The following is a 22,438-nucleotide window of genomic DNA, read 5'->3' as shown; positions in this document are numbered from 1 at the left end:
AAGACTCCATACATCTATTGTATACAGTTTCAAGGAATATGGAAAGCCTTAGTAGCAAGAGGATTAAGAGTAATATAAAATATTGTAAATTAGTTAATAATTACTATGGAAATATTAGTATTAATTTTTCATAATTGTAATGTGCGAATAATGGAATATTTTGTAGAAAAGTATATTCCAATTTGTATATTTAGTAATACAGATATAAAATTAGGGGGGAATAAGGGTAATGAAGAAGGCTTTGTTTTTACTACTAGCTCTTATGCTAGTTGGTTGCTCTGGCGAAGGAGCCGAGAAGGAAAAAGAGAAGAATGGAAAAGAAGAAGAGGTAGTAAAGGAAGAAAAAATCGTACCAGTAAAATATGATGAGGTAGATGCTGAATCAAAAGCTGCTGTAGAAAAGTTTGTTGAAAAATATAATATCAGAGTAGATGTATTAAAACAGGATTTAGAAGAACCAGTAGAAATAGCAAAGATTCCAGTACCAATAATTAGTGAACTGATTAAAGAGGAAAATAACCTCTCACAAACCCTATTGGATACTGATTTTATAAAATATAAGGGACATTATAAAATATTTGCTAAATATAATGAGGACAAAAAAATAATTGGTTATAAAATTAATATAGAAGCAAGCCCTGAAAATGAAGTTAATGAAGAAGGAGATGAGTGGGAAGAAGGAATCTCCTCATCTGGGGCAATTGCTTATGTATTGGGATTGAATATAGATAAATTTATTGATGAAATAGGTATAGCTGATGACGAGAATAAAGGTACCCATACCTATACCGATTCTAACACTAATTATAATGTAACTTTTATATTTGCTGATAGTGATTTAGGTAAATTTGAAATTAATTATGATTTGCCCTAGAATAAAAGGAATCTTTAAAATGATGTACTAAAGTTAGACATTTAAAAAAGCTAAAATGAGTTCGGTTTGAACCGGACTCATTTTATATTTTAATTTTTTAATAAAAAATATTAGAATATTGTTGCCACTTAGTTTAAAAATATTGAGAATCATCGAAGCTAATAGTAACACTGTAGTTTTTTGCATTGATAAGATTTGATAATTTATGGGCGTCTTTTTCTAATTGAATGGCACGCTCACGATATTCATCTGGCTCATACATTGCAATCTCATAAAGCATTGTATTTTCTCCATAGCCCATTCGTACACTTTCTTTTTCATGCATACTAAATTGTTTGCAAAGCTCAGCATCTGCACGGAGCTGTGTTGCAAGCTCGATAGCTTCAACTAAAGCAAATGTTTCACCTTTAAAACTTACTGAATTATTTATATTTGCTTCATAGACTAATCGATCTAATGTACGAGCGTCAAGACGTACTTGAGCTAGTTCTGCCTCAATGATCTTCATTGCACGATTACTTGTTTTTGGAGCTTGTCCCTTTTCTACAGTTACAAAGGCACTACGATGTAATTCACTAATAAGCTCCTGAACTTTTTTTCCTAGAATACTTTTAAGTTTAACGGCTTCTGCAAGATTAATCATACAAACACTTCCTTTTTATAGTGTCGAAGCTGGTACTACGTTGTTTAATAAGACAATATTATAGTCGCCCCCATGAATTTGGTTAAACATCTTCCCTGCTGAGGCTAAAAGCTTAGCTGCATTTTCTTCTGTTAGTGATGGTCGAAGGTAGAAAATCTGCAAAGCCTCAGTCGTTTCCTCTGAAACAGAAGTACGCTTAGAATCGACAAACGGTGACCCAAATGCTCCTTCAGCGTCTTTGCTATAGAGAATATTATTTAATGAATTATAGCGTTCATTTAAGCCTTCATAGCCAGTATCCTCATTGCCAAGTGCAATTTCTACATCTCCTTGTAGTTTATCTACATCATATAAGCCTACTGGAATTTCATATTGCAGGGAAAAGAAATTATTTAAATCTACACCTGAATGATAGGGTGTTAAATAATTTTGCTTACTAATCCGACGCATTAAGCTTTCTGCAGAGTGACGGTACCGATTCGGATCCGCACCAAGCTTTTTCCATAGCCGTCGCCATTCTGCAATTCCTTCCCGTTGCGTAACAGGGTTTTCCTGCATTTCTATATAGAGATTTTCTTGATACAATTGCATACGACCTTTAATCATTTGAGGCGATTCGGCTACAACAATTTTGGTATAATGGATAATACCGATTTTTAGCTCAGGATGTTGTGTCAATAGGGATTGATTAATTGATATATCCATAAAACATCACCTACTTTATCTATTTCTATTATTGTATCATGTAAGGAGTTGGAAATAAAATGAACATACATGACCTACAACATGAGTTTGTGGCGTATGCAATGTCCATTGGTATAGACAAGATTGGCTTTACAACAGCAGCTCCGTTTACAGAATTGAAAAATCGACTGCGCCGCCAGCAAGAGCTTGGGTATCAGTCAGGCTTTGAGGAAAGCAATATTGAAAAACGTACCGAACCCATACAATTATTAGATGGAGCAGAGAGTATTGTGGCGATAGCTGTAGCCTATCCGTCGCGTATGCAGAATGCACCTGTAGGCAAAAAAGGTGCAAGACGCGGAATTTTTTGCCGTGCTTCTTGGGGTGTCGATTATCATACAGCATTACGCGAACGATTGGCATTATTATCAGCTTGGCTAGAAGAGCGAGTAGAAGGTGTTCGTATTGAATCAATGGTGGACACGGGTGCACTTGTAGATAGAGCAGTTGCTGAACGTGCAGGAATAGGCTGGAGCGGGAAAAACTGCGCCATTATTACACCTGAATTTGGTTCATATGTCTATTTAGGAGAGCTTGTCACAAACATCCCCTTTGCGCCAGATAATCCTATGGAGGATGAATGTGGAGACTGCCGTTTATGTTTAGATGTTTGCCCAACAGGTGCTTTAATCGAGGGCGGACAGCTAAATGCTCAGCGCTGTATTGCTTTTTTAACGCAAACAAAGGGAACACTACCTGATGAGTTTCGTACACATATTGGCAATCGATTGTATGGCTGTGATACATGTCAGACCGTATGTCCAAAAAATAAAGGCAAAATCAATTGGATACATGAAGAATTTAAACCAGACCCAGAGCTAGCCAAGCCATTGCTGACACCACTATTGAAAATTTCAAATCGTGAGTTTAAAGATAAGTTTGGACATGTTTCTGGCTCATGGCGGGGGAAGAAGACCATTCAGCGCAATGCTATATTGGCCCTTGCCCATTTTAAAGAAGAAGCGGCTGTTCCAGATTTAATTGCACTTCTGGAAAAGGATGATCGCCCTGTTATTCGAGGGACAGCAGCATGGGCTTTAGGAAAGATAGGGGGGGAAGAAGCCCATTCCGCATTACTTAAAGCGAAAGGTAAGGAAAGTGACGAAGAAGTACGCATTGAGATTGACAAAGGATTGCAATTTTTCCAATAAAATGAATGAGTGAATATCTCAGGATTAACTTGACCGGAGCGCTCAAAAGCGTGAGAAACGACTCAATTTTGGGAGGAGTCTCTCAAAAAGAAAGATGCAGCGTTTAATATGGAGGAGAAATGCCCTAACAGTACGATTTAAGATAAAAAAATATTTTTACATCTGAAATTTTTAATAAGGAAGTGTACCGTTATGCCACTGCATATCGTTTTATATCAACCAGAGATACCAGCAAATACAGGTAATATTGCACGTACCTGTGCAGGAACAAATACCTCACTGCATTTAATTCGACCTCTTGGCTTTTCTACAGACGATAAAATGCTTAAACGTGCTGGATTAGATTACTGGCATAGTGTCAATGTTGTGTATCACGATTCACTAGAGGAATTTTTAGAAGCATCAAAAAATGGAGATGTTTATTTAATTGAAACGTATAGTGAAGAGCCATTCACAACACATGATTTTAGCGATAAAGATCGTGATATTTATTTTATGTTTGGAAAAGAAACAACGGGTTTGCCGAAGGATTTTGCTTACGAGCGTCGACATATGTGCTTGCGAATTCCGCAGAGTGAGCATGTCCGTTCACTCAATCTATCGAATACAGCGGCTATTGTTATTTATGAAGCATTACGCCAACAAGGTTACCCAGGGCTACATTAAAAAAGGCAGTTCTCCACCATGGGAGAACTGCTTTTTTAAGTTAAATGGATAGCATCTCAAAACTGATGGATAGAGTCCAAAAAGAGAACGTTAGAATCCAAAAAGTTAACGATAGGGCTCAAAAACTGACGGATAGAATGCCATTTCCTAAAATTTCAATAAAATTTTATTACCAGCAGGGTCCTCAGTTTGGAAACCTCCAGTGATATCAGTAACAGGAGCACCAATAGCACGAAGATTTTCTTTCATTGTTGCTGCTTGTTGTTCATTATCTAAACGCAAAGAAAAAGTTTTTAAGCCGACTTGATGTTCACCTAGCTTTGGTGCATTTTCTGAGTACCAAGTATTTAAGCCAATGTGATGATGATAGCGGCCTGTAGAAATAAATAATGCTTGTGCACCATAACGAGTGACAATGTCAAAACCTAATCCCTTTGTATAAAACTCCTCTGCTTCTGATAAGTTTGATACAGATAAATGAATATGGCCCATTACTGTACCCGCTGGAAGACCACTCCATGTATTATTACCTTCTGCTAATATTGACTGAATATTAAGTGGCTCAGTAACCATATGCACTTGGTTAGAATGCCAAGTCCATGTATTTTCAGGTCGATCTCCATAAATTTCAATGCCATTTTTATCAGGATCACTTAAATATAGTGCTTCACTGACATCGTGGTCAGATGCCCCAAAATACACACCATTTTTATGAAAATGACTAATAACATTTGCTAAATCACGACGAGTAGGCAATAGAAGTGCAAAATGGTAAAGCCCAGTAGTAAATCTCGTTTTTTCTTCTACAGTTTCAGGTTGAACGACTGTTAGTAATGCTGTTTTGCCATCAGCAGTTAAAGTGGCTTTATGAGATTCTTGATGTAAGACTTTAAAGCCAATAACCTCCTGATAATAGGCTAGTGAACGTTGTAAATCACTCACTTTAATTTCTACATTTGTAACATAAGTGTTTGGTTTTTCATGAAAATGCATAAATAGACCCCCATATATTTAAAAGTTATTTTTCATTATCAACTTACTTTATGTAAGTAAGTTTATTTTATAAAGTACAGAAAGTCAAGTCATTTTATTCATCAAAATAAAAGAGAAGTAATTCTTGAATAAAGAAAATCACTAAGCATATAAAATGCTTAGTGATTTTCTAGAGGTATTATTTGTCTGATTTGTAGTCGCCTTCGTAACCAGCAGTGAAAATAGCAGATAAGAATGCAACAGTTACACCAATAATTAATAATAATTTCATGGAAGAACCCTCCTCATGTTTATACAGACATCTCTTTTTAGTATAGCTTATCTACTAGAAAATTAAAATGACATAGTGAAATAAAATATGTCAGAAATGGTTCAAGCATAACTATTTAGGGGAAACTATTAGAGAGGTGATGATAATGGAAAAAAAGGTTCCGAATATAGAAAACGGTACAATGGCTAGAAACTTTAAAGATTTGCAGGATTTAGGAAAGCAAATGGAGCATTTACGTGATGGCTTAGAGCTTGTGGAGGATGAGCGTATTCCAGATCCTATCCAAGTAGATGACCCTGAAGAAGAAAAAAAGGACTAGATATATTGAAATTCCGTAGATATGACCTCTCAAAAATTTTCCTTATTTTCTTAAAACCAATTTTTTGTATAATGGAACTAGGAAAAGAAAGGGGTTGTTATTCTTGAATTTACAATCAACAAAAACATTAACAAATGGTATAGAAATGCCTCGCTTAGGTTTAGGGGTCTATAAAATGACTGAGCGTGATGAAACATTGCAGGCAATTGATAAAGCACTTAAATTTGGTTATCGAGCTATTGATACAGCCTCTCTTTATGGCAATGAAGCGGAAGTGGGCGAAGCCATTCGCTATTCAGGTGTTAAGCGTGAGAATATATTTGTTACGACAAAGGTTTGGAATAATGACCAAGGTTATGATGAAACGTTACGAGCTTTTGAAGTATCGTTGAAAAAATTAAATATGGATTATTTAGATTTGTATTTAACACATTGGGCAGTACCTGAAACATTTGAAGAAACGTATAGAGCCATTGAACGTCTATATGATGAAAAATTAATTCGAGCAACAGGTGTGTCGAATCACCATGAGCATCATCTACAAAAGCTATTAGCAAAGGCAAACATTCAGCCAATGGTTAATCAAGTCGAGGTACATCCATATTTACAGCAAGATGATTTAAGAGCTTACTGTAATGAGCATGGCATTGCTGTGACTGCATGGTCTCCACTAGGGCGTGGGGGTGTGCTTGATAACACAGTTATTACAAAGATTGGGCAAGAAATTGGTAAAACAGCCGCACAGGTAGTACTGCGCTGGCATTTACAAAGGGATACACTTATTATTCCAAAATCAGTTACGCCAAGTCGTATTGAAGAAAATGCGCAGGTTTTTGATTTCGAGTTATCCTTAGCACAAATGGATCAAATAACTGCTTTAAACCGTAATGAACGCTTTGGGCAGGATCCAGATAACTTTAAATTCGATTTTTAACTATTCATCCATTTAACTTTACTACTAAATGGAAAATCCCGCTCTTCTAGTTTGAGGGCGGGATTTTCAGGTTCTATTATTTTGATTCTTTTACAAATGGAATATAATTAGAAAGCATTTTTGCCATATGAGCACGTGTAGCGTTATTACCTGGCATAAATTTGCCATTTGAACCACTAACAATCTTTAAGTCTTTCATAAGTGCAATTGCATTTTGAGTTTCAGTGTTGTATTGAGCAATATCACTGAAATCAGCTTTTAAGCCAGCTTTTGCATCATGTTGAAGATTGTATGCACGAGCAAACATTAGTGCAAGTTGAGCACGAGTAACTTTTGGATTAGGATTGAATTTACCATTTACACCTTTAACAATGCCTGCTTCAGCAAGAGCTGTAATTTCCTTTTGTGTTGCAGGATTTACATTGCTAAGATCCGAGAATGTTGTTTGACCTTTTGCCTCAAGTTTTAATGCACGTGCGATAAATGAAGCAGCCTGAGCACGAGTTAAGTTAGCATTTGGTGAATATGTTGTTGCAGTCGTACCATTTGTTAAATCACGGTAATAAAGATCACGAACATAGCCCTCTGTTTCTGAGCCTTTTGCGATATCCGTAAATGGAATTGTTGCAATAATGCGCCCTTCTACTTTCGGATTAACATTTTTCAATGTAGTCAAGTGTTCGATAAACATTTCATAATCAATAGTACCAGGCTCACTTACACGTCCATCAGCATAAGCTTTTTCAAGTGTTTCGTAGCCGTCTCCACCTTTAGCAGTAAAGGTATTTGTTGCAGCTTTATAGTAAGCAGCTTTGTCTAGTTCTTTACCATTTAATTTAATTGATTTTACTCGTTTACCAGCTGGAGCTTTTCCATCGAATTCTACTTGTAAACCAGAGAAGTGTAGGAAGCCACCAGATTCTTTCGGGAACTCTTTTACACTATGTTCTGCAATGTCATAGATTTCAGCACCTGTTAATTTTACGATACCAAGTGCATTACCGAAAGGCATGACTGTCATTACTTCGCCAACTGTAATATCTCCTGCATCAATGCTAGCACGGATACCACCGCCATTTTGGAAGGCAAATTGTACTTCTGGATCAATTTTCTTGGCACCAGCAAGCATACCATCTGTAATTAAGTTTCCAAGGTTTGTTTCACCAGCACGAACGCCCCAAAGACCACGTTTACCATCTAATACTGAAACTGCTGTATTACCTGTTGATTGTTGTTTTACAGCTGAAATTTTTTCTGTATATGGAGCTAACATTTCAGTTGTTTCTGGGTCTGCTGCAACCGGATTTTCTTTATCATTTAAAGCGTGTAATTGCCCAAAATATTCAACAACCGCACCATTATCATTAAATGTTAAATCAAGCTCACCTAAATTCTCGCTATATTGACCTGTTTGAACGATAATTGTAGGATTTTTAAAGGATGTTTCTGCTTTCACAGCTTTGTCTAATTTAGTATGTGTATGACCACCAACAATAACATCAATACCCTCTACAGCTGCCGCTAGTAATTGATCGTTATCGAAATCCTTTGAATCATCAAATCCTAAATGAGTAAGGGCCACAATTTTATTAACACCTTGTTTTTCAAATTCTGCTACTGCCTTTTTTGCAGAGTCGATATAATTGGCAAATTGCACATTAGCAACGCTTGAAATAGAAGGAGTTTCTTCAGTTGTTAAACCAAAAATACCTACTTTTTCTCCATCGACTTCTTTAATAATACCGTTATAAATTTTACCGTTTTCGAAGTCTTTTGTGATTGTTTTAAATTGTAAGCCATTAAATAAAGATTCTTTTGAAAAATCAAGATTGGCCCCTAGTAATGGGAATTCTGCTCCTTTTACAAATTTCGCTAGAGCAGCATGACCTTCTGGGCTTGATCCTAAATCGAACTCATGGTTACCAAATGTCATAGCATCGTACCCCATTAAGTTCATTAACTTCATTTCAACTTCTCCTGTGAATTCATTGAAGTAAAGCGTGCCAGTCAAAGCGTCACCTGCATCTAATAGAAGTGAATTTTGATTTGCAGCACGCAACTCTTTTATTTTTGTAGCACGTTGTGGAGCATTTTCTGCATGTGAATGTGTATCATTGGAGTGTAAAATTGTTAATTTGAAACTATCCTTCGTAGCTGCTGGTGCTGTTTCTGCTGCATGGGCAGAAAAACCAGGAGTAGCTAATAAACTAGCAACTAGAGTTGTTGCTGCAATACTTTTAACCCATTTCATCAATAAATTCCTCCCTCATAATATGTCAGATGACTGACAATTTACTCTTATTCTATCATGAAAGAAATCCTCCGTCATTACCATTAATGGTAAATGTATATTAAATTTTTTGTGAAAAATAGATTAAGAAATATCAAATGATATATTTATACTTTTATTGGAGTATAAGTAAATTATGTATAAGGCTAAGTGGAAAATTTTTCACCTCAAAAAAGCACGAGAAATCAACTTTTCTGATTTCACGCGCTTTTTATGATTTTGAGCAAGGACTTACTGTTTGTCCTTTACAACGATTTGTTTATTTAAAAATGGGTGTTCAAATTCTAATTGTATAGCATGGAGCTCATAGTCTCCACTTGCAGTTTCCCTTGCACCGTACATTGTATCACCAATAATGGGATGCCCGATATGAGCTAAATGTACTCGGATTTGATGTGTTCTACCTGTTTCCAAAATGAGATGGACAATACAAGAACTTTTATAACGGGCAACTACCTCAAAGTGTGTTACAGCGTGCTGCCCAGTTTTGGAGACTACACGTCTTGTTGCGTGATGTCGATCTTTCCCAAGAGGTTCGGCGATTGTACCTGAAGAAGCTTGTAAATTTCCTTGTACCTCGGCAGCGTAAGTGCGAATAATAGATTTTTCTTCAATCATACGATCAAAGATTGACTTAGCGAGTGGATGCTTTGCCACCAGTAATAATCCTTGTGTGCCTCTATCCAGTCGATGGACATGCTCTGCATAAACACCACCCTGCTTTTTAATATGTGCCATGACATGGTTCATACAAGTATGAGTATCACGAGCATCATTTGGATGTGTTGACATACCTTTTGGTTTGGAAACGATTAAGCAATGGTCATCCTCATAGATAATATCAATTGCACATACTGGTGTAGGCTGATAATTGGATGTAGGTATCGGAAACGTAAATTTTATAATTGCACCTGCCTGAAGCGGGGCTTTCCATTGAATGGGCTCACCGTCCATCGTTGTAATTGCTTTTGACATTCGTAATTCATGGACTAATTTTTTACCGAGCCGCCAATGATTACGCAGTAGTTCTTCAATAGTTAAATTATCTTCATTAATTTCATAATGAAACATAGATCTTCCTCCGTAGAAAAGACCGTATTCTTAATTGTAGAACACGGTCTCTTAATTATTTTGCAGCTTTTACAGCCTTCATTACATAGAAGCTTGCCCCTACAATTAAAATAAATGCAGTTAGTGCTAAAAATGGAATTGTGATAAAGCCTAACCAGTTAATATATTGACCTGTACAGGAGACAACTCCACAAGAAGGAGCAGTTTCCGCTAAAAAACTAAGCTTTTGAATTCCATAATGATAAAGTGATACACTGCCGCCCATAATGGCAAAAACAGCGGTAGTGACCGCAATACGTGCATTTTTTTGTATAAAGGCAATTGTTGTCATAATGACGATTGGATACATGAAAATACGTTGAATCCAACACATTTTACAAGGTTCATAGTGACGAATTTCAGAAAAGTATAAGGAACCTAATGTTGCAACGACAGAGACAATCCAAATAAATAATAAGCCGTTTTCTACTTTTTTAGACATATCTATTCTCCCCTTTATTAAACCATATCCTTGTACGATTATAGTTGTTCTAGTTTTATATGTAAATTAACTTACACAAAATAAGGCATATCCTTTTTAAAATGAATTTCAGTCTAAAGTATGAACGGCTAAGGCAGACGCTCGAGACTTTGAAATGTTATCATTAACATTAGTAATGCCGAAGAAGAGGTGTTTTTGTGAGAGAGAATGAGCATTCCAATATCAGTATTTTAAAAGAGATTGCAGAGCTTTTAAATGAAGAAACTGAAATAGTGACAATGCTAAAGGGTGCACTTGTGAGATTTTTAAATGGGACAAATTTTGAAACAGGCTGGATTTTTTTTATTGATGAAAAAGGGCGATCGGAGCTTGTTGTTCACGAAAATTTACCAGAAGCATTGGAGTTCAAAAACTGTCATTACTTAAAAAAGGGAGGCTGTTGGTGTGTTTCTCGTTATCGTAATGAGGAATTAAAAAAAGCCTCCAATATCATTGAATGCCAGCGTATTGAGAGTGCGATTGCAGCAAATGTTGGTGATCACGAGGGCATTACACATCATGCTACAGTGCCTCTTCAGTCAGGACAAGAACGTTTTGGGGTCTTAAATGTTGCCTCAAAGGATACTGTGCGTTTTTCACAGGAGGAGCTAGCTTTACTTGAATCTGTCGCTTTTCAGATGGGTTCAGCCATTAAGCGAATTTTACTGACAAAGCAGGAGCAAGAAATGGCACTTGTAAAGGAGCGCAACCGTCTAGCTAGAGATTTACATGATTCAGTTAATCAGCTGCTTTTTTCAGTTACTCTAACGGCGAGAGCTGGTATAGAAATGACGAATGATCGTGCAATTAAAGAAACATTTAAGGAAATTCAACATTTAACACAGGATGCATTAACTGAAATGCGTGCATTAATTTGGCAGCTTCGTCCAAAAGGCTTAGAGAATGGTTTACTTGAAGCGATTAAAGTATATGCTGAAATGCTCGGCTTAAAGCTGCATGTGACAGTTTCAGGTGTACTGCAATTCCCTTCCCGTATTGAAGAAACATTATTTCGAGTAGCACAAGAAGCACTCAATAATGTACGTCGTCATGCAGGTGTGCTGGAAGCTGCATTATATATAACAGTTACTTCTACAGACATTTTGCTGGTGATTCGTGATGAGGGACGAGGCTTTGTCATAGATAATAACACGAAGTTACTTTCAATGGGTTTGCAGTCAATAAAGGATCGTGCAAAATCAGTTGGTGGTACGGCTGACTGGGTTAGTGAAATTGGCAAAGGGACAGAACTGTTAATCCGCTTGCCGTATTAGGAGGGAAGAGAATGATACGTGTATTAATTGCAGATGATCACCATGTAGTACGTCGTGGATTATTATTTTTTTTAAAAACGCAGAAAGACATTGAGGTTGTGGGGGAAGCGAAAAATGGACTGGAGGCAGTAGCTTTAGCGGAAAGCATACAGCCAGATATTATTCTTATGGATTTAGTCATGCCTGAGATGGATGGTATTCAGGCAACTAAGCGCATTAAAGCGAAATTTCCACAAATTGAAATTTTGATGCTTACAAGCTTTTCCGATCGGGACCATGTCGTACCAGCTATGGAGGCAGGGGCTGCAGGTTACCAATTAAAGGATATAGAGCCTGATGAGTTGGTATTGTCCATTCGCCGAATAATGCGTGGTGAAAATACTCTTCACCCAGAGGCCACATCGACATTGGAAATGGATCGGCAAGAATCTGAAAATGCACCACATGTATTGAACCCACTAACACCTCGTGAACAGGATGTACTTGCAGAGCTGACAAAAGGGAAAAGTAATAGAGAAATTGCTTCCTCCTTATTCGTTACAGAAAAAACTGTAAAAACTCATATATCTAATATTTTCACGAAGCTACAGGTGCAGGATCGTACACAAGCGGCTCTTTATGCTGTAAAGCACGGACTGACAGAGGGTAGTGGTGTATAATGGGGAGTTAAAACGGCGAGTTCCTACAAGTTTGTAGTAGCCCGTCGTTTTTTATTATCTATTTTTGAATAAAAAATTTATTTGTAATTTCTAGTAATGTTGAGCTTGGCGTAAGGGCCAAATCTTCTTTTAATTTTTGTTCATAGTCTTGAAACACTCTGTATGCCTGTTCATATAGACCAGCGTTTATTAAAGTGTGTAAATAGTGTTCAAGCTTTTGCTCATTATATGGATCAAAATCTAGTAGACTATTTAAGAAATCAAGTGCTTTTGACGTATCTGTTAATACAGAAGCTTGAAAACCTTTTTCTAATAAATCTATGTATGATTTAGTCAGCTTATCTTTATAGGCCGTGGCCCATTCATAATCGTCAAAAATAAGCAGCCCATTTTTATAAATGGAAAGACATTGATTAATTAATGAAATAGGAGGGAATTCTTGCTTTGAAAAATCATCATAGTATCTCTGAAAATCATATAAATCGCAAAAAATATTTGGCTTTTCAAAGATATAATATTTATTGGAAAATATTATACAGTTAGCATAACCTATATTGCTCAAGGTTTTTCTTAAATATGATAAAGCTGTATGAAGATTTGATTTTGCCCGAACGTAGTCTAGATCAGTCCACAGAATTTCTATTAAATAATCTCGGTGAATAGGAATATTCGGATGTAAAATGAAATATACAAATAATTCCTTTGTTTTCTCCGTTTTGAACGCAATTAAACTATTGTTGCTATAGGCTGCAAATTGATCGAAGCATTGAACGTTTAGCATCGTTTTCGAAGCCTTCTGAATGAGTTTCTGAATGGAGTATTCATGCTCTATTCGAGCAATAGCCTTTTCTAGGCGAGCATGATTAATTGGTTTAAGTAAATAATCAAGTCCTCCGATATCATATGCCTGTAATGCAAACTCTTGATGGGAAGTAATAAAAATTACACTAACATGTGGACGCTCCGTTTTGATAATATCAGCTACCTCCAATCCAGTTAGTTCATTGAGCTTTACCTCTAAAAAAATTGCCTCAAATTCTAATGCTGGAAGCTCCTGTAGAAATACCTCTACACTTGTAAAGGTTTTAATCACCTGTATTTGCTGGAATGCTTGTAGTTTATTTTGAAAATAGTGTAAAGCTAGTGGTTCATTGTCTATTAAAACGGCTCTAATCACATCAAAATCTCCTTTTTACAATTAAATTGAAAACCATTAAACTCTAGTTCATTGTGTTTGAAAAGGCTTCCTAATATATAGTGAGCACTAAAAAAGTGAATTTCACTTAAAAATAAAAATTTGACACTGAGATTTAGTGCTCGTATTTCACTTTCACAATTCTATTGAGGTTTCATAAAAACAAAGCACTAAATTCTTTGCCACAAATAGATACTATAGTTTTCAGCGCTCTATAAAGAGGATGGAAGTTTTGTCTGTTGTGTTAAGAGAATTGAAATAATTGTATAAGCGTTTATCTTCATTCAGCAGAAGACTCCCACCTCTACAGGTGGTGAGATGAATGCGGTTTTGATTTCTTTTCAGTGGGTGTCCAAACACTTACTGAATGAAGATAAAGCCTCCGGCGGATGTCACGAATTTTCAAAGGAATGAATTGTGCAGGCACAATTCAAAATCCGGACGCAATTACACCAAGGCGAAATTGATTATCAAACTATTCTTAATAAGGCGGGAAACAACAAAGCTTTAATAGCGAAATCCATTAATTCCTGATAAATCCTTGTATTAAACTTGTTTTTTTCTTATATTGTAAAAATAGTATAATGATTGTAATAATTTATCAGGCGTTATTATAGTACATTCGACTTAAATAAAACTCAAAAAGTACTTAAAAAATACTTAAAATAGATAGGATATTAGTAATTAAAATGCAAAACAAAATGGTTAATTTATGATGAAAAATGGTTGATAATGATTAAAATGACATCATGCAATATATAGAGTAGCAACTGAGATTGGTGGAGGATGGGTAAAACATGAAATTAGAGCGTCTTTTAATGATGACAATGATTTTAATAAATCGAAAAAAAGTGACAGCACAGGAGCTTGCTGAATTATTTAATGTGTCAGTTCGTACAATTTACCGTGATATCGAAACACTTAGCTGTGCTGGAATTCCTGTTATAAGTCAGCAGGGGGTTAACGGTGGAATTAGCTTAATAGAGGGGTATCGTGTCGATAAACAGGTTCTGACAAAGGAGGAGCTTACCTCGCTTTCCATTGCCATAAAAAGTGCACTTACAACCTATGACGATTCTTATGCAGAAGCAGTGCTAGAAAAATTAACAAGTGTTGCTGATGAAGAAATAAAGCAATCCATTGATCAACTATTTATTGATCTTAGCCCTTGGGGACCATCTATTGTTTTTAAGGAACAGATTACTCTATTAAAAAAAGCAATTGAGCAAGCACACTGTGTAAGCTTCACCTATTCTACGACACATGGTCAAGTAACCAATCGATTTTTAGAGCCACATACATTGGTACAAAAAGGAAAGGTATGGTATGTCTACGGATACTGTACATTAAGAGAAGACTTCCGCTTATTTAAAATAGCTAGAATGAAAAATATAAAAGAAGAGATGATTACTTTCCAGCGTAAAGAAGTTCATTTGTCTGAACTCCCATGGAACAAAGAGTGGCATCGCCCTCAAAATGTAATTCAGCTAAAGCTGTCATTCGATTCTGCGATAACAACATTAGTAGAAGAAACATTTGGCGCTGAGCATATCGATCATGAAAGTTTAACAGTTAATATTTCATTGCCGGAGGATGAATGGTTATACGGTTTTCTTCTTAGTTTTGGTCACCGTGTAAAAGTTTTAGAACCGCCACATTTAAGAGCTATTGTGCAAAAGCGAGCACAGGAAATTGTAGAGCTATACAAGGGCATTTAATTTTCATTTTAAAAGATGACATACTGCTGTCAGGTTTCCTTTGTTATAGTCATAACAAATAGTATGAAGGGTGGATGAAATGATGCAAAATTATTGTCAAAGCTGTGGTATGCCATTAGCAGATGAAGCATTATTAGGAACAAAAAAAGATGGTCAGAAAAGCCAGGAATATTGCAAGTATTGTTATGAATTAGGAGAGTTTAAACAGCCGGAATTGACAGTTGAGGAAATGATTGAGATTTGTGTGCCACATTTAAAGGAGGATGGCATGGCAGAAGAAGAAGCACGCCAAATGTTATCTTCTTTCTTACCGAGTTTAAAAAGATGGAGAAGAGGAGACATAAAGCAACCCATTATGATAGAACGAGAATCTTTTCAAATTGTAGGAATTTCAGCTCAAACGAGCAATGCCAATGAAATAACGCCTCATGCTAAAATTCCTTCATTATGGTCAGATTTTTATCAGCAAGACGTGATTGGACAAATAAAAAATCCAGTCAATGAAGTATTAATCGGTTTATACTCTGACTATGAAACAGATGTAAATGGAAAATACTCGATTACACTTGGAAAGGAAGTAGCAACTACAGATGAAGCGGCACAGGGTATGATCGTTAAAACAGTGCCAGCTGCTAAATATTTGGTTTTTACTTCAGAAAAAGGGTCAATGCCAGACATTGTTATTAAGGCTTGGCAGGATATTTGGGCTTGGTTTGCCAGCTCAGATGTAGAACGAGCATACACAGGTGATTTTGAGAGATATGATGAACGATGTGCAAATCCACAAGAAGCACAGGTTGATATTTATATAGCGATCAAATAACAACAAATCTCCTGCCATTTACTTGGTAGGAGATTTGTTGTCGTTTGCTGGAGGAATGATTTCAATATGTGGTTCAATATGCACGAGTATCTGACAGAATCGATTTTCACGAGTAATTGTTTTTTCAATTTCCTCTGTAATACGATGACTCTCAAAGACGTTTAAATAAGGGTCCACAGTGACAGTTACATCGATAAAGTACATATTGCCATGGGCGCGCCCCTTAAAGTCTAATATCTCAATTACCCCATCAACATTACGAATAAGGACAGACAACGTCTCAACTTCCTCAATATTAAAAGCATCTGTGAGACTTTGAACAGCCTCCCAAAAGATTTCAATTGCTGTTTTAATAATTAGAAGTGCGACGAGAAGTGCAGTAATTGTGTCTATAATGGGGAAACCGAAAATAGCTCCAAAAATTCCGATTGCTGTACCAATACTTACAAGAGCATCTGAGCGGTTATCATAGGCTGCTGCCTTCACAGCTGCACTTTTTATTTTTTTAGAAAGTGCTAAATTATAGCGATAAACGATATACATCACAACGGCACTGCCAATTGCGACATAGGCAGTTAATAATGACGGTGTTGTACTAACTGGTTCCCAAAGTCCTTTTATCGAATTAATAAGTACTTGTAAGCCAACAATTAACATTATGAACGAAGCAACAAGCGAGGCAACTGTTTCGGCACGCAAATGCCCATATTGATGATTAGAGTCAGGTGGAATTTGTGCAATTCGTAATCCAATAAGTACTGCAATAGAGGCGATAATATCAGTAGTATTATTTAATCCATCTGCCTTTAGCGCTTCTGATGTGCCAATATAGCCGATCGTTAATTTTATAGAACTCAGTACCAAATATGTAGCGATGGATAACCAAGCACCTTTTTCCCCTTGACGTAAATTTGTATAAAGCTCCATTTTGTTTCCTCCTCGCAAAACTTTCGGGCATTATAAAACGACTCCCTTCTGTGAAAGGGAGTCGTTGCTAAAGTTTATAATGTTATTACTGTATAAGCTCCCCACCACTATAGGTTGTGTGCTGTATACATTTTTTATAGCCTGTATCTTTTAAAATGCGATGTTAATCGTAACACAGCAAATAGAACAAGGCAATTTTTAGACACTTACTTCTTCATTTTCATTTGATAAATCACGTTCAGGTAATTTCAGAACTTCTAAGTATAAAATATGGTGACCATCTAATTCTTTTGCGATAAATTCATAGCCTTGCTCTTCAATGCTATCTCCTTCGACTGCATCAAAGCGCTTTGTCATAAACCAACCGCCGATTGTATCTATATCATCATCTTCTATGTCAGTACCTAGCATATCATTTACATTTTCTACTAGCATCTTTGCATCTAAAATAAAATGATCTTCTGCAATTTCTTGCACTTCTGGGATTTCGTCCTCATCGAATTCATCTTGAATATCGCCGACAATTTCCTCAATAATATCTTCAATCGTCACTAAACCAGATGTTCCGCCATATTCATCCATTAAAATGGCCATATGAATGCGTTCACGCTGAATTTTAAGTAGCAAATCATTAATTTGCGTTGTTTCCATCACACGAATAATCGGCTGCATATAGTCAATTACTGGCTTATCACCATTTGCAGAGTTTTTAATGTAAGCGGTTAATAAGTGCTTCATATTGACTAAGCCGATAATATGGTCCTTGTCACCATCAATAATCGGATAACGAGTATATTGCTCAACTCCCATTAAATCGAATACTTCTTTAATGGTAAGCTCTTTTTCGATTCCAACGATTTCAGTACGCGGTACCATGATTTCCTTTGCAAGTCGATCTGAGAACTCGAAAATACTGTTTACATATTCATATTCTGAATTGTTAATTTCTCCACCTTTTAAACTATCTGACAAGATCATACGAAGCTCTTCTTCGGTATGAGCAACTTCTGATTCTGACATCATTTTTAGACCGAAAAGGCCTGTTAAGCCACGTGCAGATCCGTTTAATAACTTAATGATTGGGTACGTAATGTTGTGGAATAAAATTAATGGGCCAGAAAAGTTTAATGTCACTAATTCTGCTTTTTGGATGGCAAGTGTTTTTGGCGCCAATTCCCCTATAACTACATGCATAAACGTTACGATTGAAAATGCAAGTATGAATGAAAGGATAGATGTAATACTACCATTCAAATTTAGAAACTCAAACACTGGGTGCAAAATAATTTCAAAAGTAGGTTCACCAAGCCAACCTAATCCAAGTGCTGTAATGGTAATACCTAGCTGACATGCAGATAAGTATTCATCTAAATCTGAAACAACACGTTTTGCATTTTTTGCTTTTTTATGACCTTCTGCTAGCAATTGATCAATACGAGTTGTTCTCACTTTAACAATTGCAAACTCCGTTGCAACGAAAAATCCTGTCATGATTATTAGTAGAGCGAATGCCGCCAACCTAATGGTTATCTCCAATATGTCTCCGTCCAAATAATTCCTTTGCCCCCGCCCAAATGAGGGAAGTAAACAAAGTGTACACCTCCTATGATTTAAAAAATTGTTGGATGATTCAATCATAAAATATTTAGATGCAAAACACAAATATTGACAACAACTTTTTATCTTGATGAGGTAATCTGTAATTGGGAAAAACTAACGCCAAAAGATTGAAAATCAAAAATCATTATGCTACCTTTAAAAGGAGCAAAGATAGTTTATTTAGAGAAGGAAGCATCTGCATCTCATTTAAAAACGACACGTCAAAAATCTCAAGAGAGCTTTATCTGCGAATTTTTTTAAATAAATTATTTTTAATAGCATCAAAGAAGTAGCCCTCTCACTAGCTGAGAGGGCTACTTCTGCTTTAAGTGCTATTCTTGTTGGAAGCGCAATTTTAAACACGCTTTTTCAACATCATGAAGCATTTCTTTGAATGGGATTTCGCCTGTAAAGTATGATATGGTAACAGGTGCCTTTTCGGTAATACCTTGCTGTGTTAAAAGATAATTTTTGCCATTATACGTTACATACATATTTTTTACAGGTTTTTTTCCGAATGAACTAGTTGGCGTGTCGAATAATGCTTTTAATTGGCTGCAATATTCATTGTAAATATCACTTTTAAAGCCAGAAAGTAACTCGAATTTTTTACTATTGATAGTGCCAACGTCATCTACTAATTCGAAAATTTTAGCGGAAAATTCAGAAAAAACTTCTTTTACTTTTGCACGAATTAATGCTTTTGAATTATAACTGTTTAAGTCATCTAAAAGTGTGACTTTACTCATTGAAATAGCCCCCTGCATACAAAACATTTATTATTAACTTGATAACATAAATGTATAAGAAAAATGCTGCAATTTCAATAGATGGAAATATTTTTAGCATAGAAGATATGCAACCACTAGTAAAAAATGGGTAAATTTAGAAGGTGGTTACATGATAAAATTACTACTTTTATTAATCGTACACATGATACAACATAAGCTCATGAATCATTTTTTTAACATCTTCTTCGTTTGGAGGAATAGGCCCAGTCCATTGGATATTACCATCCTTTAAATACTCTGCTGTATAACGTTCTCGGTAATAGAAAAAGGAAATAGTCCAGCCAGGAAGCTGAGAATTTTCAAATAAAGGCTTAAAGCTGAAATGCTGAATCATAATCAAACCCCATTTCTTATATATGTAGTTAATATTATTCAGGGATAGTAGTAAATTTGCAACTATTCTATCTGAAGAAAATGTATGAAGGGTGTTTAATTATCTAGGGGTTTTTCTTTCGTTGAAAATCATTGCTCTGCTATAATGAGTGCAACAGGCGACAAAATCCGCCAATCTTGAATCCAATTGAAATGAGAGGGTATTAATGGATAATTTATTTGTAACTTTACTATTTATGGCAATTATTGGAGCCGCTATCGGTGGTGTAACGAATCATCTAGCCATAAAAATGCTTTTTCAACCCCATGAAGCGATATATATTAAAAATTGGCGTGTACCATTTACACCAGGGCTTATCCCAAAACGACGTGACGAATTAGCAAGGCAGCTTGGGCTAACTGTTGTAAACTATTTATTAACACCTGAAACCTTTAGAAAAAAATTCTTTTCAAAGGATATTCATGATAAGGTGGAGCAATTTGTACAAACAAAGGTAGAAGAAACGATTTTTACAAATGATAAAACAATTCAAGATTGGCTTACATTAGCTGGGTTTTCTAATATGCCCGCAACAATTGAGAACAAGATTGAAGCAATTGTCGAGGGACAATTTGAGTCGATGAAGAATACATTATCAACGAAGTCAATTCATACACTGTTATCGGCAGATATTCAACATACAATTGACGAAAAGATTCCAGTAGCAGTTCGTCATATATTAGAGAAGGGTGAGGATTATTTTTTATCACCTGAAGGCGAATTAACAATAAAAGCGATGATTGATGATTTCCTGTCATCCAAAGGTTCACTTGGTGGAATGATCAATATGTTTTTAGGTGACTCTTCTTCACTTGTGGCAAAGGTTCAGCGTGAGCTTCTAAAATTCTTACAGGCGCAAGGCACAACAGCATTATTAACGAAAATCTTTACGCAAGAGTGGGATAAATTAAAAGAACGCCCTGCAATGGATTTTTTACAGGATATTCGATTTGATTCAATATTAATGAAAGTACAAGGTTATGTAAAAGAGCAGCTAGCTGTTGAGGAACGTTTGGATCAGCCTATTTCATATTATTGGCCAGAAGGCAATACTTGGATGAAGGAAACAGTCATTCCACAAGTTATTGAAAAAGCTTTTGATAAAGCCGAAGAGAAATTAGAAGATGTATTAAAACGCTTAAATTTACAAGAAGTAGTTCGTGAGCAGGTTGATTCTTTCCCTGTGGCGAAGTTAGAGGAGCTTGTGCTAGGTATTTCAAAACGTGAGTTTAAAATGATTACAGTGCTAGGTGCAGTTCTTGGTGGCTTGATTGGGATTGTGCAAGGATTGATTGTCTACTTTATTTAAAAAGGAGAAATAAAAGAATGATTAATATTTATAATGAAATTAATGCTTTAGAGGCAACTTTTCGTAAAACACCGGAATTCGAAGAGTTGAAAGAGGCGGTTGAAATAGTAAAGAGTGATGAAGAGGCATTAAATGTTTTTAGAAACTTCCGTAAAATTCAAATAGAGCTGCAAAAAAAGCAACTAACTGGTGAAGATATATTGGAAGATGAATTAGTATACGCTCAAAAGGCTGCTCAGCTCGCACAGCAAAATGAAAAAATATCCTCAATGCTTGAAGCTGAAATGAAGTTAAGTAAGGTGATCGAAGAGGTAAATCGTATTTTAGTAAAGCCTATACAAACATTGTATGAGGGAATATAATGTAATCGTCGCTGTTCCATAGGAATAAATAAACTATTATTTGCACATATAACAATTAAGAAAGAAACGTGTCTCTGTGTTGAGGCACGTTTTCACTTTATACACAAATTCAAAAACAATGGAGGCATTACTATGCATGTAATTATTGAATGGACATATAAAGCGTTAAAGGGTGCAACAACTGTACTACGTTCAGAAGAAATGCCAGCAGCTCAAGCAGTACTACTAGCAGAGGATATGGAGCGAACAGGGAGAGTTAAATCATTGCATTGTATTGATCGACAGGAAACAAGTTGGTCGTTAAAGGAGCTAAAGGCCTATTTAAAGGAGATTGAGACAGAGCCACATGACATTACTGTTTATTTTGACGGTGGCTTTGATCGTGCCACAAAACAATCAGGACTAGGATGTGTCATTTATTATGAGCAAAATGGCAAACCATATCGATTAAGAAGAAATGCCTTTTCTTCAGAGCTGAATTCCAATAATGAGGCAGAATATGCAGCGCTCTATTTAGGAATCGTTGAGCTTGATTTACTGAATGTTCATCATTTGCCTGTTTGCTTCACTGGTGATTCTCAAGTAGTGATTAACCAATTAAGCGGGGAATGGCCTGCACTGGAAAAGGATCTATCGAGTTGGGCGGATAAAATTGATGCGAAGTTAGAGGAGCTTAATATTCAACCAGAGTATCAGCTAATATCCAGAAAAGAGAATTCAGAAGCAGATCGTCTAGCTACACAAGCCTTAAATGGCATAGATATTACAGGATTAAGCGAAATTGTAAAAAAATAGGTAGTTATTGAAGCGTTGACTGAAAACCATCATGGCCATGATGGTTTTTTCATAGTGTTGAAAAACTAAATGGTCAAGGGATTCTTTGTGAACACTACTAAGTCAAATGAAGGTGATTTCCGTTCCAGGCTACTCGC

At 36.0% G+C, this 22,438-nt stretch carries 23 protein-coding genes; 12 read left to right on the top strand and 11 right to left on the bottom strand.

The window, feature by feature from the left end:
• Positions 1-229 precede the first annotated feature (229 nt).
• On the top strand, positions 230-874 hold the full coding sequence (locus AC3WOM_RS21755) for a hypothetical protein (protein ID WP_492448311.1): 645 nt from the start codon (positions 230-232) through the stop codon (positions 872-874).
• Between the two features lie 133 nt (positions 875-1,007).
• On the opposite strand, the gene AC3WOM_RS21750 is transcribed toward AC3WOM_RS21755, so the two are convergent.
• Entirely contained in the window at positions 1,008-1,517 is a 510-nt protein-coding gene (locus AC3WOM_RS21750) for a hypothetical protein (protein ID WP_492448310.1), read from the bottom strand.
• A 15-nt stretch (positions 1,518-1,532) separates the two neighbouring features.
• Positions 1,533-2,222 carry a B3/B4 domain-containing protein gene (locus tag AC3WOM_RS21745; RefSeq protein WP_492448309.1) on the bottom strand — a complete coding sequence of 230 codons (690 nt, stop codon included), beginning with the start codon at positions 2,220-2,222 and terminating at the stop codon, positions 1,533-1,535.
• A 59-nt stretch (positions 2,223-2,281) separates the two neighbouring features.
• On the opposite strand from AC3WOM_RS21745, the gene queG reads away from it, so the two are divergent.
• Both queG and trmL read left to right on the top strand, forming a co-directional pair.
• The gene (queG, locus tag AC3WOM_RS21740) at positions 2,282-3,412 is read left to right on the top strand and encodes a tRNA epoxyqueuosine(34) reductase QueG (protein ID WP_492448308.1); all 1,131 of its coding nucleotides are present in this window, start codon (positions 2,282-2,284) and stop codon (positions 3,410-3,412) included.
• A 192-nt stretch (positions 3,413-3,604) separates the two neighbouring features.
• Positions 3,605-4,078: a tRNA (uridine(34)/cytosine(34)/5-carboxymethylaminomethyluridine(34)-2'-O)-methyltransferase TrmL gene (trmL, locus tag AC3WOM_RS21735; RefSeq protein WP_427546951.1), complete on the top strand. Its 474-nt coding sequence runs from the start codon at positions 3,605-3,607 to the stop codon at positions 4,076-4,078.
• 147 nt (positions 4,079-4,225) lie between these two features.
• Here trmL and AC3WOM_RS21730 read toward each other — a convergent pair whose 3' ends face one another.
• On the bottom strand, positions 4,226-5,071 hold the full coding sequence (locus tag AC3WOM_RS21730; protein ID WP_492448306.1) for a VOC family protein: 846 nt from the start codon (positions 5,069-5,071) through the stop codon (positions 4,226-4,228).
• A 416-nt stretch (positions 5,072-5,487) separates the two neighbouring features.
• On the opposite strand from AC3WOM_RS21730, the gene AC3WOM_RS21725 reads away from it, so the two are divergent.
• Entirely contained in the window at positions 5,488-5,661 is a 174-nt protein-coding gene (locus tag AC3WOM_RS21725; RefSeq protein WP_427546944.1) for a hypothetical protein, read from the top strand.
• A 103-nt stretch (positions 5,662-5,764) separates the two neighbouring features.
• Complete coding sequence (locus tag AC3WOM_RS21720; RefSeq protein ID WP_492448305.1) at positions 5,765-6,595, top strand: aldo/keto reductase; 831 nt, start codon at positions 5,765-5,767, stop codon at positions 6,593-6,595.
• A 76-nt stretch (positions 6,596-6,671) separates the two neighbouring features.
• Here the strand turns inward: AC3WOM_RS21720 and AC3WOM_RS21715 are convergent, their stop codons facing one another.
• From AC3WOM_RS21715 to AC3WOM_RS21705, 3 genes are all read right to left on the bottom strand, one after another.
• Complete coding sequence (locus AC3WOM_RS21715) at positions 6,672-8,846, bottom strand: 5'-nucleotidase C-terminal domain-containing protein (RefSeq protein WP_492448304.1); 2,175 nt, start codon at positions 8,844-8,846, stop codon at positions 6,672-6,674.
• A 270-nt stretch (positions 8,847-9,116) separates the two neighbouring features.
• Entirely contained in the window at positions 9,117-9,956 is an 840-nt protein-coding gene (locus tag AC3WOM_RS21710; protein ID WP_492448303.1) for an RluA family pseudouridine synthase, read from the bottom strand.
• Positions 9,957-10,011: 55 nt separating this feature from the next.
• Positions 10,012-10,437 carry a disulfide oxidoreductase gene (locus AC3WOM_RS21705; protein ID WP_492448302.1) on the bottom strand — a complete coding sequence of 142 codons (426 nt, stop codon included), beginning with the start codon at positions 10,435-10,437 and terminating at the stop codon, positions 10,012-10,014.
• Positions 10,438-10,634: 197 nt separating this feature from the next.
• On the opposite strand from AC3WOM_RS21705, the gene AC3WOM_RS21700 reads away from it, so the two are divergent.
• A complete protein-coding gene (locus AC3WOM_RS21700) occupies positions 10,635-11,750 on the top strand; it encodes a GAF domain-containing sensor histidine kinase (RefSeq protein ID WP_427546929.1) in 1,116 nt (371 codons plus the stop codon).
• An 11-nt stretch (positions 11,751-11,761) separates the two neighbouring features.
• Entirely contained in the window at positions 11,762-12,409 is a 648-nt protein-coding gene (locus AC3WOM_RS21695) for a response regulator (RefSeq protein ID WP_427546926.1), read from the top strand.
• 58 nt (positions 12,410-12,467) lie between these two features.
• Here the strand turns inward: AC3WOM_RS21695 and AC3WOM_RS21690 are convergent, their stop codons facing one another.
• Positions 12,468-13,586, bottom strand: a complete 1,119-nt coding sequence (locus AC3WOM_RS21690; protein WP_492448301.1) for a response regulator — start codon at positions 13,584-13,586, stop codon at positions 12,468-12,470.
• Between the two features lie 815 nt (positions 13,587-14,401).
• Between AC3WOM_RS21690 and AC3WOM_RS21685 the strand changes: the two genes are divergently transcribed.
• A complete protein-coding gene (locus tag AC3WOM_RS21685) occupies positions 14,402-15,322 on the top strand; it encodes a helix-turn-helix transcriptional regulator (protein ID WP_427546920.1) in 921 nt (306 codons plus the stop codon).
• A 79-nt stretch (positions 15,323-15,401) separates the two neighbouring features.
• Complete coding sequence (locus AC3WOM_RS21680) at positions 15,402-16,145, top strand: zinc ribbon domain-containing protein (protein WP_492448300.1); 744 nt, start codon at positions 15,402-15,404, stop codon at positions 16,143-16,145.
• An 18-nt stretch (positions 16,146-16,163) separates the two neighbouring features.
• Here the strand turns inward: AC3WOM_RS21680 and AC3WOM_RS21675 are convergent, their stop codons facing one another.
• The 4 genes from AC3WOM_RS21675 to AC3WOM_RS21660 all read right to left on the bottom strand — a co-directional run bounded on the left by AC3WOM_RS21675 (position 16,164) and on the right by AC3WOM_RS21660 (position 19,796).
• Positions 16,164-17,072, bottom strand: a complete 909-nt coding sequence (locus AC3WOM_RS21675) for a cation diffusion facilitator family transporter (RefSeq protein ID WP_492448299.1) — start codon at positions 17,070-17,072, stop codon at positions 16,164-16,166.
• A gap of 198 nt (positions 17,073-17,270) precedes the next feature.
• Positions 17,271-18,590 carry a hemolysin family protein gene (locus tag AC3WOM_RS21670; protein WP_427546911.1) on the bottom strand — a complete coding sequence of 440 codons (1,320 nt, stop codon included), beginning with the start codon at positions 18,588-18,590 and terminating at the stop codon, positions 17,271-17,273.
• Between the two features lie 413 nt (positions 18,591-19,003).
• Positions 19,004-19,420 (bottom strand): hypothetical protein, encoded by a 417-nt coding sequence (locus tag AC3WOM_RS21665; RefSeq protein ID WP_492448298.1) that lies wholly within the window; start codon positions 19,418-19,420, stop codon positions 19,004-19,006.
• Positions 19,421-19,592: 172 nt separating this feature from the next.
• A complete protein-coding gene (locus tag AC3WOM_RS21660; protein ID WP_492448296.1) occupies positions 19,593-19,796 on the bottom strand; it encodes a YheE family protein in 204 nt (67 codons plus the stop codon).
• Between the two features lie 205 nt (positions 19,797-20,001).
• Here AC3WOM_RS21660 and AC3WOM_RS21655 point away from each other — a divergent pair, with 205 nt between their 5' ends.
• The 3 genes from AC3WOM_RS21655 to AC3WOM_RS21645 all read left to right on the top strand — a co-directional run bounded on the left by AC3WOM_RS21655 (position 20,002) and on the right by AC3WOM_RS21645 (position 22,301).
• Entirely contained in the window at positions 20,002-21,144 is a 1,143-nt protein-coding gene (locus AC3WOM_RS21655) for a DUF445 domain-containing protein (RefSeq protein ID WP_492448295.1), read from the top strand.
• A 17-nt stretch (positions 21,145-21,161) separates the two neighbouring features.
• A complete protein-coding gene (locus AC3WOM_RS21650; protein WP_427546899.1) occupies positions 21,162-21,506 on the top strand; it encodes a YlbF family regulator in 345 nt (114 codons plus the stop codon).
• A 132-nt stretch (positions 21,507-21,638) separates the two neighbouring features.
• Positions 21,639-22,301, top strand: coding sequence for a ribonuclease H family protein (locus AC3WOM_RS21645; protein ID WP_492448294.1), 663 nt, complete (start codon positions 21,639-21,641; stop codon positions 22,299-22,301).
• Positions 22,302-22,438: the final 137 nt, after the last annotated feature.

The organism is Lysinibacillus sp. FW301-JW8, from assembly GCF_058788755.1.
Note: the sequence above shows the minus strand (reverse complement) of the source record. Positions and strands in the feature narration are given on the sequence as shown.

Excerpts from the sequence above, each read along its gene's own strand:
- AC3WOM_RS21685 (WP_427546920.1), top strand. The coding sequence starts at position 14,402 with ATGAAATTAGAGCGTCTTTTAATGATGACAATGATTTTAATAAATCGA.
- trmL (WP_427546951.1), top strand. The coding sequence starts at position 3,605 with ATGCCACTGCATATCGTTTTATATCAACCAGAGATACCAGCAAATACA.
- AC3WOM_RS21750 (WP_492448310.1), bottom strand. The coding sequence starts at position 1,517 with ATGATTAATCTTGCAGAAGCCGTTAAACTTAAAAGTATTCTAGGAAAA.
- AC3WOM_RS21755 (WP_492448311.1), top strand. The coding sequence starts at position 230 with ATGAAGAAGGCTTTGTTTTTACTACTAGCTCTTATGCTAGTTGGTTGC.
- AC3WOM_RS21705 (WP_492448302.1), bottom strand. The coding sequence starts at position 10,437 with ATGTCTAAAAAAGTAGAAAACGGCTTATTATTTATTTGGATTGTCTCT.
- AC3WOM_RS21680 (WP_492448300.1), top strand. The coding sequence starts at position 15,402 with ATGATGCAAAATTATTGTCAAAGCTGTGGTATGCCATTAGCAGATGAA.
- AC3WOM_RS21675 (WP_492448299.1), bottom strand. The coding sequence starts at position 17,072 with ATGGAGCTTTATACAAATTTACGTCAAGGGGAAAAAGGTGCTTGGTTA.
- AC3WOM_RS21660 (WP_492448296.1), bottom strand. The coding sequence starts at position 19,796 with ATGATTCAGCATTTCAGCTTTAAGCCTTTATTTGAAAATTCTCAGCTT.
- AC3WOM_RS21655 (WP_492448295.1), top strand. The coding sequence starts at position 20,002 with ATGGATAATTTATTTGTAACTTTACTATTTATGGCAATTATTGGAGCC.
- AC3WOM_RS21710 (WP_492448303.1), bottom strand. The coding sequence starts at position 9,956 with ATGTTTCATTATGAAATTAATGAAGATAATTTAACTATTGAAGAACTA.
- AC3WOM_RS21745 (WP_492448309.1), bottom strand. The coding sequence starts at position 2,222 with ATGGATATATCAATTAATCAATCCCTATTGACACAACATCCTGAGCTA.
- AC3WOM_RS21730 (WP_492448306.1), bottom strand. The coding sequence starts at position 5,071 with ATGCATTTTCATGAAAAACCAAACACTTATGTTACAAATGTAGAAATT.
- AC3WOM_RS21645 (WP_492448294.1), top strand. The coding sequence starts at position 21,639 with ATGCATGTAATTATTGAATGGACATATAAAGCGTTAAAGGGTGCAACA.
- queG (WP_492448308.1), top strand. The coding sequence starts at position 2,282 with ATGAACATACATGACCTACAACATGAGTTTGTGGCGTATGCAATGTCC.
- AC3WOM_RS21695 (WP_427546926.1), top strand. The coding sequence starts at position 11,762 with ATGATACGTGTATTAATTGCAGATGATCACCATGTAGTACGTCGTGGA.
- AC3WOM_RS21715 (WP_492448304.1), bottom strand. The coding sequence starts at position 8,846 with ATGAAATGGGTTAAAAGTATTGCAGCAACAACTCTAGTTGCTAGTTTA.
- AC3WOM_RS21725 (WP_427546944.1), top strand. The coding sequence starts at position 5,488 with ATGGAAAAAAAGGTTCCGAATATAGAAAACGGTACAATGGCTAGAAAC.
- AC3WOM_RS21650 (WP_427546899.1), top strand. The coding sequence starts at position 21,162 with ATGATTAATATTTATAATGAAATTAATGCTTTAGAGGCAACTTTTCGT.
- AC3WOM_RS21665 (WP_492448298.1), bottom strand. The coding sequence starts at position 19,420 with ATGAGTAAAGTCACACTTTTAGATGACTTAAACAGTTATAATTCAAAA.